The following is a 16,690-nucleotide window of genomic DNA, read 5'->3' on the forward strand; positions in this document are numbered from 1 at the left end:
CAGGATTGTTGGATGCTTCTTCGCCATGGCGAATTTCATCGGAAGCTTCCCACTGTCTTGCCCGTGATGCGTCAACACAATGCAATACGCTTATGCCCACGAGCACGTGAGGCCGGCATTTTGCATATGAAGGACAAACTATGTTTGATACCCATACCGTCGAAATCGAATGGGCTGGCCGCCCACTGAAGCTCGAGACCGGCAAGATCGCCCGCCAGGCTGACGGTGCCGTTCTCGCCACCTACGGCGAAACCGTCGTTCTCGCCACCGTCGTTTCGGCCAAGGCGCCGAAGCCGGGCCAGGACTTCTTCCCGCTCACCGTCAACTACCAGGAAAAGACCTATGCCGCCGGCAAGATCCCGGGTGGCTACTTCAAGCGCGAAGGTCGTCCGTCGGAAAAGGAAACGCTTGTTTCCCGCCTGATCGACCGTCCGATCCGCCCGCTCTTCCCGGAAGGCTACAAGAACGACACGCAGGTCGTCGTCACCGTTGTCCAGCACGACCTTGAAAACGATCCGGACATCCTGTCGATGGTCGCCGCTTCCGCAGCACTGACGCTCTCCGGCGTGCCCTTCATGGGCCCGGTCGGCGGCGCGCGCGTCGGCTATATCAACGGCGAATACGTTCTGAACCCACATCTCGACGAGATGGACGAGTCGATCCTTGACCTCGTCGTCGCCGGCACGTCTGACGCCGTTCTCATGGTCGAGTCGGAAGCCAAGGAGCTGAACGAAGAGATCATGCTCGGCGCCGTCATGTTCGGCCACAAGGGCTTCCAGCCCGTCATCGACGCTATCATCAAGCTCGCTGAAGTCGCTGCCAAGGAGCCGCGCGAATTCGAACCGGAAGACCATTCCGCGCTCGAAGCCGAAATGCTCTCGATTGCCGAAACCGAACTGCGCGCTGCCTACAAGATCACCCAGAAGGCCGATCGCTATGCCGCAGTCGACGCCGTGAAGGCCAAGGTGAAGGCACACTTCTTCCCGGAAGGCGAAGAGCCTAAGTACACCAACGAAGTTGTGGGTGCCGTCTTCAAGCACCTGCAGGCGAAGATCGTTCGCTGGAACATCCTCGACACCAAGAGCCGCATCGACGGCCGCGATCTCGAGACCGTTCGTCCGATCGTTTCTGAAGTCGGCATCCTGCCGCGCACGCATGGTTCTGCCCTCTTTACCCGCGGCGAGACGCAGGCGATCGTCGTTGCCACGCTCGGCACCGGCGAAGACGAACAGTACGTCGACTCGCTCACGGGCATGTACAAGGAACGCTTCCTGCTGCACTACAACTTCCCGCCCTACTCCGTCGGTGAAACCGGTCGCATGGGTTCGCCGGGTCGTCGCGAAATCGGTCACGGCAAGCTTGCATGGCGCGCCATCCGTCCGATGCTGCCGGCAGCCGAGCAGTTCCCGTACACGCTCCGCGTCGTTTCCGAGATCACCGAGTCGAACGGTTCGTCCTCGATGGCAACCGTTTGCGGCACCTCGCTGGCGCTCATGGATGCCGGCGTGCCGATCGCCAAGCCGGTTGCGGGTATCGCCATGGGCCTGATCCTCGAAGGCGAACGCTTTGCCGTTCTCTCCGACATCCTCGGTGACGAAGACCACCTCGGCGACATGGACTTCAAGGTTGCAGGTACTGCCGACGGCATCACCTCGCTGCAGATGGACATCAAGATCGCCGGTATCACCGAAGAGATCATGAAGGTCGCGCTTGCCCAGGCCCAGGGCGGTCGCAAGCACATCCTCGGCGAAATGGCCAATGCCCTTTCGGAAAGCCGTGGCCAGCTCGGCGAATTCGCTCCGCGTATCGAAGTGATGAACATCCCGGTCGACAAGATCCGCGAAGTCATCGGCTCGGGCGGCAAGGTCATCCGCGAAATCGTTGAAAAGACCGGCGCAAAGATCAACATCGAAGACGACGGCACCGTGAAGATCGCCTCCTCGTCCGGCAAGGAAATCGAAGCGGCCCGCAAGTGGATCCACTCGATCGTTGCCGAGCCGGAAGTCGGCGTGATCTACGAAGGCACCGTTGTGAAGACCGCCGATTTCGGCGCCTTCGTCAACTTCTTCGGTTCGCGTGACGGCCTCGTGCACATCTCGCAGCTTGCCTCCGAGCGCGTTGCCAAGACCTCGGACGTCGTCAAGGAAGGCGACAAGGTCTGGGTCAAGCTGATGGGCTTCGACGAGCGTGGCAAGGTCCGCCTTTCCATGAAGGTTGTCGACCAGGCGACCGGCAAGGAAATCGCTGCTGAGAAGAAGGATGGCGGCGAAGCCGCCGAATAAGCTCCCCTTCGTATCTCGATCGAGGCGCGGGCTTGTTCCCGCGCCTTTTTTGTACTCCCAGGAAAGACTGTCTCATGAGCCGCGAAACACTGAAGACGCTGTTTCATCCTTTCGCTACCGATACCATCGCCGTGCCGAGTAGCGGGCAACGCATCCTTTTCCTGGGTGCCGAAGCAGGTTTTGCCAAGCCCGACGGCTTTGAAGCGAGCCTGACCCTGGTTCAGGACTTCCGGCCGGAGTACCTGCGGCTCGCAGCCGCCCATCTCGAACCTGTTGCGTCTACCGAAGAGGAAACGTTCGACGGTGCGCTCATTCTCTGCAGCAAGCACAAGGGCCTTTCTGAAGACCGAGTAGCTGAGGCCCTTCGGCGCGTGAAGGCCGGCGGAACAATTGTCGTTGCGGGCGCCAAGGAGGACGGCATCCTTCCGTTGCGAAAGCATTTGGATCGGCTCGGCCTCGCGCCTCAGTCCATGCCGAAATACCACGGCGTGGCTGTCTGGTTCACCGTTCCCACCGACGCCTCCGCTGCTATTGAAACCCTTTCAGCAAAGCCCTTCAAAATTGACGGTCGTTTCGAGACGCGTGCCGGCCTCTTTTCGCATGCTCATGTCGATGACGGCTCAGAACTGTTGGCAAGCCGCCTTCCGACCGACTTCGACGGTAACGCCGCCGACTTCGGCGCCGGCTGGGGTTATCTCTCGGTGATGCTGGCGGAGAAGTCTCCGCGCACGAACCGGATTGATCTTTTCGAGGCGAGCCATCAAGCACTAGACCATGCCCGCCGCAATCTGGCGCGCAATTGCCCCAACCTCTCAGCCCGTTTCTTCTGGCAGGACCTCGGCGTCGAGCCACCAAAGGAGAAGTATGACCTGATCATCATGAACCCTCCATTCCACGAAGGCCATGCTGCGGAGCCATCTATCGGCGCTGCGATGATCAAGGCGGCTGCAGACTCCCTGCGAAGCGGCGGAAGCCTATTGATGGTGGCCAACAGAGGCCTACCCTACGAGGCTGCGCTTGCGGGCTTGTTCAAACATCACGGCGAGACGTGCCGAAACGCGCGCTTCAAGGTGCTTTGGGCCAAGCGCTGAGCGCTCAACGAAATGTAAAGTCCTTGGTTTAAAAGTTCCTCGACTTGGGCATTGGCATGTCTTAACTTGGGGCGTCACGACTTTATCTTGGGGCGCCGCCGGCAATGACTGTCCGGACAGTTACAGATGAACTGACGACAGTTGCCGGTCTTGGCTTGGCAATCTCTGCGCATGCGCGACGGAGTGGCTTTTCCATAGAACCGCTCTGCAGAACACTTGGTGTTGATCCCCGATCATTCAGCGATCTGACAGCGCGCGTCAGTCTTGACCGGATCTGCCGGCTGTTGGAGGCATGTGCTGCGCTCGCACACGACGAGGCCTTCGGAGTAACCATCGCCAGGGAATACGAAGCGGGTTCGAGCGGTCCGTTTGGCTATGGTTTGATTTCCGCGCCAACCGGCCTGGATTTTGTCCAGTTCATCGACGCGCATATGCAATATGCCACCCATACGAGCTATTGCCGCCTATCGTTTGAAAACGACGGGGCCGCCCGTCTTGACTGGACGTTTGCTCCCGTCATCGTGCGAAGAGATCAGTATGTCGACATGTCGGTTGCACTTGTGCTGAAGCGGGCGCGCGAGCTTGCGCCCCACGCCGCTGCTTTGATTGGAGTGGAACTCGAACGGCCAAGGCCTGCCAACACTCAGCCATTTCGTGAATGCCTGTCGCGCAAAATCGTGTTTGGCGCAGCGATGAACTCGGTTCGTTTTCCAAACGCCTTTCTGAATGCGGTCAATCCGCTTGGAGACAGGCGATTGTTTGAACTCATGAGCCTGCAATGCCGCAATCTGCGTCCGAACGTGGACAATGCCAATGCCGATTTCGTTGAGCAGGTGCGTCGTTATCTACTGCTGCATGTGGCCGAGGAAGACAGCCCACTAGCACAGGTGGCCGGGTATTTCGGCTTATCCGAGCGGACCTTTCAGCGTCGGCTGTCAGAACACAATACCAGTCTCAACGATCTCAAAGACGATGTCAGGCGCGATGTCAGCTACAATCTCCTGACCGGGAGCGATCTCCCCTTCTCGGAAATTTGCTACCGACTGGGGTACTCGGCACCAAGTGCCTTCACCCGTTCGGTGACGCGCTGGTTTGGTAGCACCCCCACAGAGGTGCGGGAGGGACGCAGAGCCTAAGCGTCGGGCAATCGCCAACGCATTTAGCACTTGCTGATAAAGAATTGGCGGCCAAAAGCAATCACAGTGCTTTGGAACTCGCTATAAGGCCGCGAGCCGTGCTTCACAGAGGCAGCGCGGCCCAATCCTCCCATCAGTACGAGTTAGCAATGACGACGAAACGCTTACCGGTGCCTTGCTCCGAGCAGGTGCTGCCTGAACTTACGGAAACGGAAAAGTCATGCCTGACGATGATAGCGGAAGGTATGGGAGCGGACGCAACTGCGCAAGTCTTGGATCTACCGCGAGCAAGGGTTGATCTGGTTCTGAACGCTGCACAGGAAAAGCTTGGAGCGCAGAATGTTCTGCATGCGGTCAGTAAAGCGTTGCTGACGGGAACAATTGCAAAAGACGATATCCCCATGACGGAGTAAGCCCATCGAGAGGGCTTGCGGACCACTCCGCCCTCTTTGCCTGGCGCGCCAAACGCGCCAGGTTTTTTTATGGAACAAGTGGACCGGAGCGTTCCCGCCGCGGTCCCAATTCGCAGTTTCAGCCGTTGAAGCGCTGGAAGACCAGCGTTGCGTTCGTGCCACCAAAGCCGAAGGAGTTCGAGAGGATCGTGTCGATCTTGGCATTGTCGATGCGCTTGCGCACAACCGGCATGCCTTCGAATTCCGGATCGAGCTCGGTGATGTGCGCGCTTTCTCCGATGAAGCCCTCTTGCATCATCAGCAATCCGTAGATCGATTCCTGCACGCCGGCGGCGCCGAGCGAGTGGCCGGTCAACGACTTGGTCGACTGGATATGCGGGATCTTGTCGCCAAAGACTTCACGGATCGCGCCCATTTCCTTGGCATCGCCAACCGGCGTGGATGTGCCATGCGTATTGATGTAGTCCACCTCGCCGGTAACCGTTGAGAGTGCCTGACGCATGCAGCGAACAGCGCCCTCACCCGATGGCGCAACCATGTCGTAACCGTCGGAGGTCGCGCCGTAACCGACGATCTCCGCATAGATCTTGGCGCCGCGCGCCTTAGCATGCTCAAGCTCTTCAAGGACCAGGACGCCAGCGCCACCGGCAATAACGAAGCCATCACGCGACACGTCATAGGCACGCGAGGCGGTCGATGGCGTATCGTTGTATTTCGAGGACATGGCACCCATGGCGTCGAAGAGACTGGACATCGACCAATCGAGATCCTCGTGGCCGCCAGCGAAGACCATGTCCTGCTTGCCCCATTGGATCATCTCATAGGCATTTCCGATGCAGTGTGCCGAGGTCGAGCAGGCGGAAGAGATCGAATAGTTCACGCCATGAAGCTTGAACCAGGTGGCAAGCGTTGCGGAGGCTGTCGAGGACATTGCCTTCGGCACGGCGAATGGGCCAATGCGCTTTGGGCTGTTATTCTGACGCACGATATCAGCGGCTTCGACGATCTGGCGGGTCGAAGGACCGCCGGAACCCATGATGATGCCGACCCGCTCATTCTGGGCGTAGTCAGCCTCTTCCAGGCTCGCATCGGCAATAGCCTGCTTCATAGCAACATGATTCCAGGCGCCGCCTTGAGACAGGAAACGCATGGCGCGACGGTCCACCAGTTCGGTCGGGTCAAGGTTCGGCTTTCCCCAGACCTGGCACTTGAAGCCATGCTCGGCAAAGTCGGGGGAAAAACTGATGCCCGACTTGGCGTCGCGCAGCGATGCCGTGACTTCAGCAGCATCGGCCCCAATCGAGGACACGATGCCAAGACCCGTTACTACAACCCGTCTCATCTCTCAGACCTTCTCATTGAATTTAAGGATAGGGACAGGCCTCACTCAGGCCGTCTTGTCCTTGGACAGACCGACACGCAGGTCGGTTGCCTGATAAATAGTTTCGCCATCGGCCTTTAGCCAGCCGTCAGCAGTGCCAAGGACAAGGCGACCGCGCATGACGCGCTTGAAGTCGATGCCGTATTCAAGCAGCTTTGTGTCCGGACGGATCATGCCCTTGAACTTGACCTCGCCAGTCGACAGGGCCATGCCGCGACCGGGCTCACCGAGCCAGCCGAGGAAGAAACCGGTCAATTGCCACATACCGTCAAGCCCGAGGCAGCCTGGCATGATGGGGTTGCCCTGGAAGTGGCACGGAAAATACCAATCGTCAGGACGAACATCGTATTCCGCGCGAATGAAGCCCTTGTCGAATGCGCCACCGGTTTCGGAAATCTCCGTGATCCGGTGAACCATGAGCATCGGCGGCAGGGGGAGCTGCGCATTGCCGGGGCCAAAGAGCTCGCCGCGTGCGCAGGAGAGAATTTCCTCGTAATTGTAGCTGGATTGTTTCGTCGCCATATCTCTTCTTCTTCCCCCTCCCAACACAATTTAATTTTGGTGCCGGTCCCAATAGAGCAAGACCGAGGCAATTTGAAGCCCCGCCGTCCGGAGTTCAGTTTTTCAAGCACGCGCGCGCAATAAAACGCATATTTCATGTCGAATACAGGAAGGGCCTGAGGATCACCAGTCCCGGCGATCAAAAACCGCCTCCTAGGCTTCGGCGATAGCCAACACCGGTGCATCTATTGAAACAGCCTGATTTTGCAGCTATATCGATCAAGACTATAATGCCTTAACCACCATTTGGAGCCCGTCATTGACGTCCCCCGCCTGCGAAACAGGAATTGAGCTGAAGTTGCGTCGCTCTGGTTTGCGTCCGACGCGGCAGCGCATTGCGCTGGCAGGACTTCTTTTCGCCAAGGGTGACCGCCATCTGACGGTTGAAGAACTGCACGAAGAGGCAATTGCCGCCGATGTGCCGGTATCGCTGGCGACAGTCTACAACACGCTGCACCAGTTCACCGAAGCAGGACTGATCCGTGTTCTCGCGGTGGAAAGCGCCAAAACCTATTTCGACACCAATGTCTCGGACCATCACCACTTTTTCGTCGAAGGCGAAAACAGGGTTCTGGATATTCCGGTCAACAACATCACCATCGACAATCTCCCACTTGCCCCTGAAGGCATGGAGATTGCCCATGTCGACGTGGTGATCCGCCTGCGCCCCAAGCAGGACTAAGGTTCACATCACTTCATCCGGATGACGGCCCGGCTTGTGCTTGTAGGTCGGAAACGTCCAGCCGAAATGCAGCGCGCCACCCCGGATGCCAAAGGCCGCCAGGGCACCGACGACAGACGAAACATAAAGCGGCATCCCCAAAGCTTCCGCACCGGTAAAGACTGCGGACCCGATCAGCGCTGCAGTGATGTAAATTTCCGGTCGCAACAGGACGGATGGCTCGTTTGCCAGCAGATCGCGCAGCACCCCGCCAAAACTGGCAGTCAGAGCTCCCGTTACAATGGCAATCGTTGGCGAGCCTGTTGCCGCGAGACCCTTCGCCGCCCCCATGACGCAGTAGGCTGACAGACCGATCGCATCGAGCCAGATCAACAGACGATACCGTGATTCCACGAGATGTGCCGTGAAGAAGACGAGTGCGCCGACGGCACAACAAATCAGAATATAATCGGGATTAAGCACCCAGAAGACTGGCACGCGTCCCAGTACGACATCGCGAACGGTGCCACCGCCCAACCCCGTGACAGTGGCCAAAAACAGGAAACCAATCATATCCAGCTGCTTGCGGGATGCGGCCAGCGCACCCGTCGCCGCAAACAGGGCGATTCCGGCATAATCCAGGTAGGACAGCAGCGACACGATCTCTCCTTGGTCCGTGTTTTTGCCTACAAACCACGGCGTTAAGGGTGAAGCAAGTCGATCGCGTTATTCTCCGGCCTGCGCCCCAAGTCCGGAGACTGAAACCGTGAAGCCGATGCTGAGAATCCTGCTGTGCCTTCTGATTGCGTTCACTGCCTTTCCCGCCCGCGCCCAGCAAGAGCTTCTGCAGGACCCGCAATCCTACGAAAAAGCGTACTATGCAAAGCGCTGTACGGAGGTGCGCTACGGCAGCGCCTTCATCGCGCGCATTGATGTCAATAATGACGGCATCGAAGATGCGGTGACCAACAGCAGCGAAGTGATGTGTGATGGTGTTCGGGGGCCGGACTGCACCGCCGAGGGCTGCCCCTACAATTTCTATCTGCAGGTGAAGGAGGGCGGCTACCTTATGGTCGCCACAGCACAGATCTATGCCTACGACTTCATCAAGCGCTTCGGCAACATGGTGTTCGTGCTGAAAATGCATCCCAAATACTGCGAGCGCAAAGAGGGGGAGGCACCGTGCCAAATGACAGTGCGGGTTCGTGGCACGCGATTCCTGACCATCTCGAAGAAGTAAGCGTCAGGGGGACGGATAAAGTTCGTCGATCCGACCAAGCAGCCAATAGCTGAACAGGCCGACCCACTCGCGAACGGCAGTGGCCGTCTGCTGCGCATTCAAGGTCGGCTGCGTGAAGTCCAGCGTCAGGGCAACATCGCCGCTGGTGCGATAATCGGCAGGCCATGGCGTCACGATCAGCCCCTGCTTTCGAAAAAGTCCGACCGATCGCGGCATGTGAAATGCAGAAGTGACGAGTAGGCAATCGGTAAGCCCCTCCGCGGAGAGAAGCCCCTTGGTATTTGCAGCGTTCTCATCCGTGTTGCGGGAAGTTCTGTCTTCGATCAGCCGCGAACCGGAAATTCCGAAGGTCTCGAAGAAGCGTCGTGATACAACCGCATCCCCTTCAAAGCGACCACTGAGCGAACCATCGCCGCCTGAGACCAGAAGCCGGGCGGCAGGATAGGCTTTCGCCAAGCGGAGGGCCTCGACAAAGCGATCGGCGGACTGATTGAGTTCGATCCCGCCGCGTGTCGTTGTCACCTCCGTCTCGAAGGCTCCGCCCAGCACGATCATGCAGGACATCTCAGATGGATCTGCCGACGGCTTGGGAAAGCGTGCCTCAAGGCCCTGAAGCAGAACCGATCCGGTGGTGGTGTAGAGCGTCACGAAGAGAATGGTCAGCGACAGCGAGAGAGACAAAAGTGCAGCGCGGCGCCGATTGAAGGCAATCAGCAGTACGGACAGCAGAACGGTTGCAAAGGCAAGGGATAGCGGCTGAACCGCCAGCCAAAACAGTTTTGAGACGACGAACATATAATACCCCTGCAGCCTCAATCGTTTGAGCAATCACCGCCGGTGACCAGCTTCACTCAAGCAGGGCGTACTAAAAGGCCTGTCCATTGTCACCCATTTCGATCAAGCATTTCAGCCAGGAGCCATCATGCGCTTCGCCATTGATACTGTAGACGACGCAGGCGCAGACCGAATCTACATCGGAACTCCCATCCGTCTTCGCGACCACCGACTCACCCTTCGCCTTCGAGACGGCGAGGTAAGCATCGACACCTCCAAGATCATCGACTGGTTCCAGATCGATCGCAGCACCACACGCGAACGGGCAGACCTTTTCGACTGCGTGTCAGGTTGAAGACATCTGCTTCCGACGCGCCTCAAGGGCCGCATTTCTCAAAATAGACAATTGGGGAAAATTTGGTGGAGCTAAGCGGGATCGAACCGCTGACCTCTTGCATGCCATGCAAGCGCTCTCCCAGCTGAGCTATAGCCCCATCAGGGTACCGGTTGTTCCGGCTCCGGGAACCCGTTTGAAAGCGTCGCTTCCGTCGGGGTGGCGGCTTGATACTTCCGGTAATCGGAGATGGCAAGCCGAAAAATGAAAGCCCGGGCATTTTTTTAGGCCCGGGCTCGAAATCATTGAAATATCAGACTTCGTCGTCGTCGCCGGTGACGCCGATCAGGCCGGTCATGTCATCGTCGTCGTCGTCTTCGTCGGCCTCCAGGAAGGTATCGTCGTCGTCGCCGTCGATCTCCACGTCGTCATCGCCCATATCGGGGATGTCGTCGCCGCCTGCTGCGTCGTCACCGTCTTCGAGCGAGACGAGTTCAACGTCGGTGTTTTCGGTATCGACTTCCGCGACATCCTCTTCCTCAGCCTTTTCCATGATCGCGGCAACCGAAGTTTCCTCGAAATAGGAGAGCGGCCAGGACTTGCCCGTGTACGGCGACACGATCGGATCCTTGTTCAGGTCGTAGAATTTCTTGCCGGTGTCGGGGCAAGTCCGTTTCGTTCCAAGTTCTGCCTTCGCCACTGTCAAAGCCTCATGAAGTCGTGAAGAAATAAAGGGGCATGCGCCAAGCGCCCGGCTCAAGGCCGGCCAAATCGTAGTCGGTCCCCTTAATCGTTGATTTTCGTCCTGTCAAAGGCAATCTGCGGGCGCAGTCCGCCAGCCGCGTGCCGCCGCTCTTGCTTGGCAAGCTGACGCAAGCTTTGTATCAGACAGTTTCCATAACCGGGAAAGACAGGGGACGAGATGATTATTGCCATTGATGGGCCGGCAGCGGCTGGAAAGGGCACCTTGTCGCGGCGCATTGCCGAGACCTACGGTTTTCATCACCTCGATACCGGCCTGACCTATCGGGCAACGGCCAAGGCGCTTCTCGATGCGGGGCTGCCTCTTGATGACGAAGCGATCGCGGAACGGATTGCGTTGTCGCTCGACCTTGCCGGCCTCGACCGCGATATCCTCTCCGCAAACGGGATCGGCGAGGCCGCCTCGAAGATCGCCGTGATGCCGGCCGTTCGCAGGGCGCTCGTCGAAGCGCAGCGCCGGTTCTCACGCCGGGCACCGGGCACCGTGCTTGATGGGCGTGACATCGGAACGGTGGTCTGCCCGGACTCCCCGGTCAAGCTTTATGTCACGGCGTCGCCCGAGGTAAGGGCGAGGCGTCGCTATGACGAGATCATCGGCAAGGGCCAGCCCGCCGATTTCGCCCAGATTTTCGCCGACGTGAAGAAGCGCGACGAGCGCGACATGGGACGCGCCGACAGCCCTTTGAAACCAGCTGAAGACGCACACTTGCTAGATACTTCCGAAATGAGTATAGAGGCCGCATTCTTGGCGGCGAAGTCTCTGATCGATGCTGCCCTGACGCAATGCCGATAACGGGAGGATCAATCCTCTCGATTTGCCGATTTCTCATCCTCGCGCCGGATTGCTCTCTCAAGAGGGCGGATGCGGGATCGGCCGTGACCAACACGAACCCCCGGCGCATGCGCATCTTCTGATGCGATTAGGAGTTTCCATGTCTGTATCTACCCCGTCGCGTGAGGACTTTGCTGCCCTCCTCGAGGAATCCTTTGCCAAGACCGACCTGGCCGAAGGCTATGTCGCCAAGGGCATCGTCACGGCCATCGAGAAGGACGTCGCCATCGTTGACGTCGGCCTCAAGGTCGAAGGCCGCATCGCTCTCAAGGAATTCGGCGCCCGTTCGAAGGACGGCTCGCTGAAGGTTGGCGACGAAGTCGAAGTTTATGTCGAGCGCATCGAAAACGCTCTCGGCGAAGCTGTTCTGTCGCGCGAAAAGGCTCGCCGCGAAGAAAGCTGGATCAAGCTTGAAGCCAAGTTCGAAGCTGGCGAACGCGTTGAAGGCGTCATCTTCAACCAGGTCAAGGGTGGCTTCACGGTCGACCTCGACGGCGCCGTTGCCTTCCTTCCGCGCAGCCAAGTCGACATCCGTCCGATCCGCGACGTGACCCCGCTGATGCACAACCCGCAGCCCTTCGAAATCCTCAAGATGGACAAGCGTCGCGGCAACATCGTGGTATCGCGTCGTACGGTTCTCGAAGAGAGCCGCGCCGAGCAGCGTTCGGAAATCGTGCAGAACCTCGAAGAAGGTCAGGTTGTTGACGGCGTCGTCAAGAACATCACCGATTACGGTGCGTTCGTTGACCTCGGCGGCATCGACGGCCTGCTGCACGTTACCGACATGGCATGGCGCCGCGTCAACCATCCTTCGGAAATCCTGTCCATCGGCCAGTCGGTCAAAGTTCAGATCATCCGTATCAACCAGGAAACCCACCGCATCTCGCTCGGCATGAAGCAGCTCGAGTCGGATCCGTGGGATGGCATCGCTGCCAAGTACCCGGTTGGCAAGAAGATCTCCGGTACCGTCACGAACATCACCGACTACGGTGCATTCGTCGAGCTGGAGCCGGGCATCGAAGGCCTGATCCACATCTCGGAAATGTCCTGGACGAAGAAGAACGTTCATCCCGGCAAGATCCTTTCGACCACGCAGGACGTCGACGTTGTCGTCCTCGAAGTCGATCCGTCCAAGCGCCGTATCTCGCTCGGTCTCAAGCAGACCCTCGAGAACCCGTGGCAGGCATTTGCCTTCAGCCATCCGGCCGGCACTGAAGTCGAAGGCGAAGTCAAGAACAAGACCGAATTCGGCCTGTTCATCGGCCTCGAAGGCGACGTCGACGGCATGGTTCACCTCTCCGACCTCGACTGGAACCGTCCGGGCGAACAGGTCATCGAAGAGTACAACAAGGGTGACGTGGTCAAGGCCGTCGTTCTCGACGTCGACGTCGAGAAGGAACGCATCTCGCTCGGCATCAAGCAGCTCGGCAAGGATTCGGTTGGCGATGCCGCCGCTTCCGGCGACCTGCGAAAGAACGCCGTCGTTTCGTGCGAAGTCATCGGCGTGAACGATGGTGGCGTCGAAGTGAAGCTCGTCGCTCACGAAGACATCACTTCGTTCATCCGTCGTGCCGACCTCGCACGCGACCGCGACGACCAGCGTCCTGAGCGATTCGCCGTTGGCCAGGTTTTTGATGCTCGCGTCACGAACTTCTCCAAGAAGGACCGCAAGGTTATGCTGTCGATCAAGGCTCTCGAGATCGCAGAAGAGAAGGAAGCTGTTGCTCAGTTCGGTTCGTCCGACTCGGGCGCGTCGCTCGGCGACATCCTGGGTGCCGCCCTCAAGAACCGCAGCAACGACTAATCCTCGCTGTTTGTGAATTAAAGAACCCGCCGGACGCTGTTCGTCCGGCGGGTTTTTTTTGTGACCGCGATCGCTTGGGTTCAATCAGATGCCGCCAGACATGCGCAAATACATCTGATGCATCGGATCGGCGGCAGAGAGTTCGCGGTGAGAGGGGCCAACTTGCTGCGCCTCTTGTAACCGCTGAGCGCGCGGCTTCGGATATTTCTCCGTGGGCTCCGAGGGCTGCTCCAGCAGATCGCTTTCGCCTTGTTCGCCATGTTCTGGCGAGAGCAGTTCGTCATTTTGCGATGTCTGCTCGTCGGTCGCATCACCTTCGGCTTCCTCGCCGGACAGGTCATCTTCCCCTTCGTCCTCACGCTCGTCATGCCCCTCCTCATCCTCATGCAGTCCGTTCTGATCCTCGGGCTCGTCATGAGCGAGATAATGAAACATCGCAAAAGGGACCGCTTCACGTGCGATTGGCACGGTGGCGGGCGCATCGCCAGTCAGCGTGCTCAAGAGAGGAGATGCATTGGCGTCCTGTCCTTTCGCATCAGCAAGCTCCAGGCGGGCGACACCCGGCCGGGGGGTGTCTGTTTCCTTGGCGTCCTGCCCCCGATTGGTAGCGGGCTCAGGGTTCTGGGGCATTTTCGTCTCGGCCTCGCGCCCCGTGGTCGCATCGGCCTCACGTGTTTGCGCGTCGGTTTGTTGCGCCAGCCTGAAGAGGCTTGAAATCAGGTCAGACTGGTTCTGATCCGGAGTTGCAAAAGGAGGCGCGAGTGCGGGTGGTAATGGCGCTACCGAGTAGACACCATTTCCCGCCCGCTCCGACTGCGCCTTTGGAGTATTTTCCCGAGACGCAGCAGCAGCGTCTCTCTCCAACCCGATTCCACTGCCTTTGATCTGGGCATCCTGGGGCTCGATGGCCTGCCGGGCACCCAAGAATGCAGCAAGCCGATCTTTCCAGTTCGGGCTCGAAGCACTATCGCGGATCGCCGGAGGCGAAATCCGGCCCTCCATTGAGGTTTGTTCGGAATCGCCTCGAGACGCGGGTTGGGTTGCTCGCTCGGTGGAGATCGTGACCAGTCGGCTGGGGGCTTTTGTTTGCGAGCCGGACGGCTCAATGTCGACGTCGCCGACAACGCTGATAGCCGTCGAAGCGGTTGTTTTTTCTGCGCCCGCTGCGCGCGTGCGGTCTTCAGGCGACCGCGGCGGAAGTGCACTCCCTGCTGTGCCGGGGAGCTGATTGGTGCTCGCCGACACCGAAGCGGGTGGCGACGATGCCGTTGTGACGGGCAAAACGGGTGGGCGATACGCACTTTGTTCGCGAGCGGGATCGCCACCCGCCTGACGATAGGATGAAATGATCGTTTGGGTCTGCCGATCTCCTTGAGCTTCCTGGGAAATCTCGAGGGCAATTGCGACCGTGATGGCTTCCTTTCCGGAAGAATTGCTCATCGCAGCGATGAGCACATTCAGTTGCAGCTTGGCATATGTCCGCGCCACGAAAGCCTGCAATTTCAATCGTTCGGCCTCAGGCAAAGCATTGATTGCGACTGCGAGACGCGTGACGTAGGCATCGGCCGGCTCCAGATCGCCCCTCGCTATTCCGAGAAACTGGCCGACGACCTCCGCGACTCGCGCGATACTCTTTTCCATCGTTCCCTGCCCACTCAACATTGCAAGACTGAGTTTGGAAACTGAAGTATCGGATGGAGTAGATGGTATGGTGGGATTGGCGACGGCCGGCGCAGGCGTCCGGTCGCCTGGCTCTACGGGTTTGGCGACCGAGATCACAGAATTCGTCGCAGATCTTGCTCCAACTGGCAGAAGCATGACACCCTCAGCCGATCTGAACCGCTTAGGCGGCCCCTTGAGCTTGTTGCAATCTTTCGGATACTCGCCGCGAATCTGCGCGCCGACTGCTAGCAGAACAAGAATCTTCGGTGGCTGCGGTTAACAAAATCTGAAAATCAGCTTCGCACAGTGAAAAGCGTTCACGATAGCGAGGCCGCATCCTCATTTGAAAGTCAGCCCATGCGATACAATCCGATCCTCGACACAGACAGCTACAAGCTTAGCCAACCGGTGCAATACGCTCCGGGGACACGGCATGTCAGTGCGCTAGCGACGACGCGCGGACAATCGCTACGGCCTGAACTGATGTTCTTCGGCCTTCAGATGTATCTTAAAGCCTATCTGGGCGAACCGGTGCGAGCAGCTGACATTGCCGAGGCTGAAGACGTGGCACAGGCGCATGGGCAACCCTTCTTCAAGGCTGGCTGGCAGCATATCCTCACCAAGCACGGTGGCTACCTGCCGCTTCGCATCGAGGCATTGCCGGAAGGCATTGCGCTTCGCCGCGGTGTTCCCATGGTGCAGGTGGTCAACACCGATCCCGAGCTGCCCTGGCTGACGTCACACGTGGAAACGGCGCTTCTCCGAGCGATCTGGTATCCCTCCACAGTGGCGACCACCGCCTGGCGGACACGTCTCGCGCTACAGCCTTATCTGGACAGGTCTGCGGACGATCTTGATAGACTGATGCCTAGCCGCATCAGCGACTTCGGTGCGCGCAGCACAAGCAGCCTTGAACAGGCTGCTATCGGAGGAGTTGCCCACCTCGTGCATTTCGACAGCTCCGATTCACTTCCTGCCGTGATGCATGCAAGGCGCTACTACCAGCACTCGATGCCCGCATTCTCCATTCCCTCAGCCGAGCATGCCAGCATAACCAGCTGGGGTCAGGGCGGAGAAATCAACGCCTATCGCAATATGATCTACATGTTTGCGGCAAAAGGGTCCTACTCCGTCGTTTCAGACAGCTATGATCTGCACACCGCGGTCACCGAGATCTGGGGCAAGACGCTGCAGGAAGAGGTCCGCAAGGGTGGCGGAGTTCTGGTCATTCGCCCCGATAGCGGCGATCCGATCGACACGCCCGTGCAGGTTGTTGCCCAGCTGGCTTATGCTTTCGGAACCCGTTTGAACACCAAGGGGTTCAAAGTCATCGACGCGAATGTCCGGGTTCTCCAGTCTGATGGCGTTTCGCTGCAGGATATTCAGATGATCCTTGGCCGCCTGGAAAGCATGGGCTTTTCTGCTGAAAACATCTCCTTCGGCATGGGTTCAGGACTGCTGCAGAAGGTCAATCGGGGCACTGTCTCTTTCACGATGCGCGCCACCGCCGCCATGGGCGAAGATGGACAGTGGCGCGAACTCGGCAGGCGACGCGCGCATGCTCAAGTGAATTCGACCGGTACGGGCCGCGTGGCCGCAATCGCCGACGGCATCGATGTTGTCTCCGTGCCGTATGCGGAACTTGATGGCCGTGAGAACTTCTTCCAGCCTGTGTGGGAAAATGGCGAACTTCTTGTCGACTGGTCGTTCGATGAGGTCCGCGCACGCGCGACCACCGCCAGCCGCAATGCCTGATT

At 58.7% G+C, this 16,690-nt stretch carries 16 protein-coding genes and 1 tRNA gene; 10 read left to right on the forward strand and 7 right to left on the reverse strand.

Going from position 1 to position 16,690, the window contains the following annotated elements; all coding sequences use genetic code 11:
• Window positions 1-140: 140 nt before the first annotated feature.
• The 4 genes from pnp (at window position 141) to FAA97_RS09190 (ending at window position 4,922) form a co-directional block, all read left to right on the forward strand.
• Window positions 141-2,282, forward strand: a complete 2,142-nt coding sequence (gene pnp / locus FAA97_RS09175; RefSeq protein WP_136598218.1) for a polyribonucleotide nucleotidyltransferase — start codon at window positions 141-143, stop codon at window positions 2,280-2,282.
• A gap of 74 nt (window positions 2,283-2,356) precedes the next feature.
• Complete coding sequence (locus FAA97_RS09180) at window positions 2,357-3,373, forward strand: class I SAM-dependent methyltransferase (protein WP_136598219.1); 1,017 nt, start codon at window positions 2,357-2,359, stop codon at window positions 3,371-3,373.
• A 104-nt stretch (window positions 3,374-3,477) separates the two neighbouring features.
• The gene (locus FAA97_RS09185) at window positions 3,478-4,509 is read left to right on the forward strand and encodes an AraC family transcriptional regulator (protein ID WP_136598220.1); all 1,032 of its coding nucleotides are present in this window, start codon (window positions 3,478-3,480) and stop codon (window positions 4,507-4,509) included.
• A 149-nt stretch (window positions 4,510-4,658) separates the two neighbouring features.
• Window positions 4,659-4,922, forward strand: coding sequence for a LuxR C-terminal-related transcriptional regulator (locus tag FAA97_RS09190; RefSeq protein ID WP_136598221.1), 264 nt, complete (start codon window positions 4,659-4,661; stop codon window positions 4,920-4,922).
• A gap of 118 nt (window positions 4,923-5,040) precedes the next feature.
• Here FAA97_RS09190 and fabB read toward each other — a convergent pair whose 3' ends face one another.
• Window positions 5,041-6,264, reverse strand: a complete 1,224-nt coding sequence (gene fabB / locus FAA97_RS09195; RefSeq protein WP_136598222.1) for a beta-ketoacyl-ACP synthase I — start codon at window positions 6,262-6,264, stop codon at window positions 5,041-5,043.
• Window positions 6,265-6,309: 45 nt separating this feature from the next.
• Window positions 6,310-6,825, reverse strand: a complete 516-nt coding sequence (fabA, locus tag FAA97_RS09200) for a 3-hydroxyacyl-[acyl-carrier-protein] dehydratase FabA (RefSeq protein ID WP_136598223.1) — start codon at window positions 6,823-6,825, stop codon at window positions 6,310-6,312.
• Between the two features lie 298 nt (window positions 6,826-7,123).
• Here fabA and irrA point away from each other — a divergent pair, with 298 nt between their 5' ends.
• The gene (gene irrA, locus FAA97_RS09205; RefSeq protein ID WP_136598224.1) at window positions 7,124-7,546 is read left to right on the forward strand and encodes an iron response transcriptional regulator IrrA; all 423 of its coding nucleotides are present in this window, start codon (window positions 7,124-7,126) and stop codon (window positions 7,544-7,546) included.
• A gap of 3 nt (window positions 7,547-7,549) precedes the next feature.
• Here irrA and FAA97_RS09210 read toward each other — a convergent pair whose 3' ends face one another.
• Window positions 7,550-8,185 (reverse strand): trimeric intracellular cation channel family protein, encoded by a 636-nt coding sequence (locus FAA97_RS09210; RefSeq protein ID WP_136598225.1) that lies wholly within the window; start codon window positions 8,183-8,185, stop codon window positions 7,550-7,552.
• 115 nt (window positions 8,186-8,300) lie between these two features.
• On the opposite strand from FAA97_RS09210, the gene FAA97_RS09215 reads away from it, so the two are divergent.
• Window positions 8,301-8,765, forward strand: a complete 465-nt coding sequence (locus FAA97_RS09215) for a hypothetical protein (protein ID WP_136598334.1) — start codon at window positions 8,301-8,303, stop codon at window positions 8,763-8,765.
• 3 nt (window positions 8,766-8,768) lie between these two features.
• On the opposite strand, the gene FAA97_RS09220 is transcribed toward FAA97_RS09215, so the two are convergent.
• The gene (locus tag FAA97_RS09220) at window positions 8,769-9,560 is read right to left on the reverse strand and encodes a YdcF family protein (RefSeq protein WP_136598226.1); all 792 of its coding nucleotides are present in this window, start codon (window positions 9,558-9,560) and stop codon (window positions 8,769-8,771) included.
• Between the two features lie 127 nt (window positions 9,561-9,687).
• On the opposite strand from FAA97_RS09220, the gene FAA97_RS09225 reads away from it, so the two are divergent.
• On the forward strand, window positions 9,688-9,894 hold the full coding sequence (locus FAA97_RS09225; protein WP_136598227.1) for a hypothetical protein: 207 nt from the start codon (window positions 9,688-9,690) through the stop codon (window positions 9,892-9,894).
• A 63-nt stretch (window positions 9,895-9,957) separates the two neighbouring features.
• On the opposite strand, the gene FAA97_RS09230 is transcribed toward FAA97_RS09225, so the two are convergent.
• Window positions 9,958-10,033: transfer RNA gene (locus FAA97_RS09230), tRNA-Ala, on the reverse strand.
• 153 nt (window positions 10,034-10,186) lie between these two features.
• On the reverse strand, window positions 10,187-10,573 hold the full coding sequence (locus FAA97_RS09235) for a TIGR02300 family protein (protein WP_136598228.1): 387 nt from the start codon (window positions 10,571-10,573) through the stop codon (window positions 10,187-10,189).
• Window positions 10,574-10,795: 222 nt separating this feature from the next.
• Between FAA97_RS09235 and cmk the strand changes: the two genes are divergently transcribed.
• Both cmk and rpsA read left to right on the forward strand, forming a co-directional pair.
• Entirely contained in the window at window positions 10,796-11,428 is a 633-nt protein-coding gene (cmk, locus tag FAA97_RS09240) for a (d)CMP kinase (protein WP_136598229.1), read from the forward strand.
• Between the two features lie 139 nt (window positions 11,429-11,567).
• Complete coding sequence (rpsA, locus tag FAA97_RS09245) at window positions 11,568-13,271, forward strand: 30S ribosomal protein S1 (RefSeq protein WP_136598230.1); 1,704 nt, start codon at window positions 11,568-11,570, stop codon at window positions 13,269-13,271.
• A gap of 84 nt (window positions 13,272-13,355) precedes the next feature.
• Here the strand turns inward: rpsA and FAA97_RS09250 are convergent, their stop codons facing one another.
• Window positions 13,356-14,912 (reverse strand): hypothetical protein, encoded by a 1,557-nt coding sequence (locus tag FAA97_RS09250; RefSeq protein ID WP_136598231.1) that lies wholly within the window; start codon window positions 14,910-14,912, stop codon window positions 13,356-13,358.
• A gap of 378 nt (window positions 14,913-15,290) precedes the next feature.
• On the opposite strand from FAA97_RS09250, the gene FAA97_RS09255 reads away from it, so the two are divergent.
• Window positions 15,291-16,688, forward strand: a complete 1,398-nt coding sequence (locus tag FAA97_RS09255) for a nicotinate phosphoribosyltransferase (RefSeq protein ID WP_136598232.1) — start codon at window positions 15,291-15,293, stop codon at window positions 16,686-16,688.
• The last annotated feature ends 2 nt before the right edge of the window (window positions 16,689-16,690 follow it).

This window comes from Peteryoungia ipomoeae (assembly GCF_004912165.1).
Lineage (GTDB): Bacteria > Pseudomonadota > Alphaproteobacteria > Rhizobiales > Rhizobiaceae > Allorhizobium > Allorhizobium ipomoeae.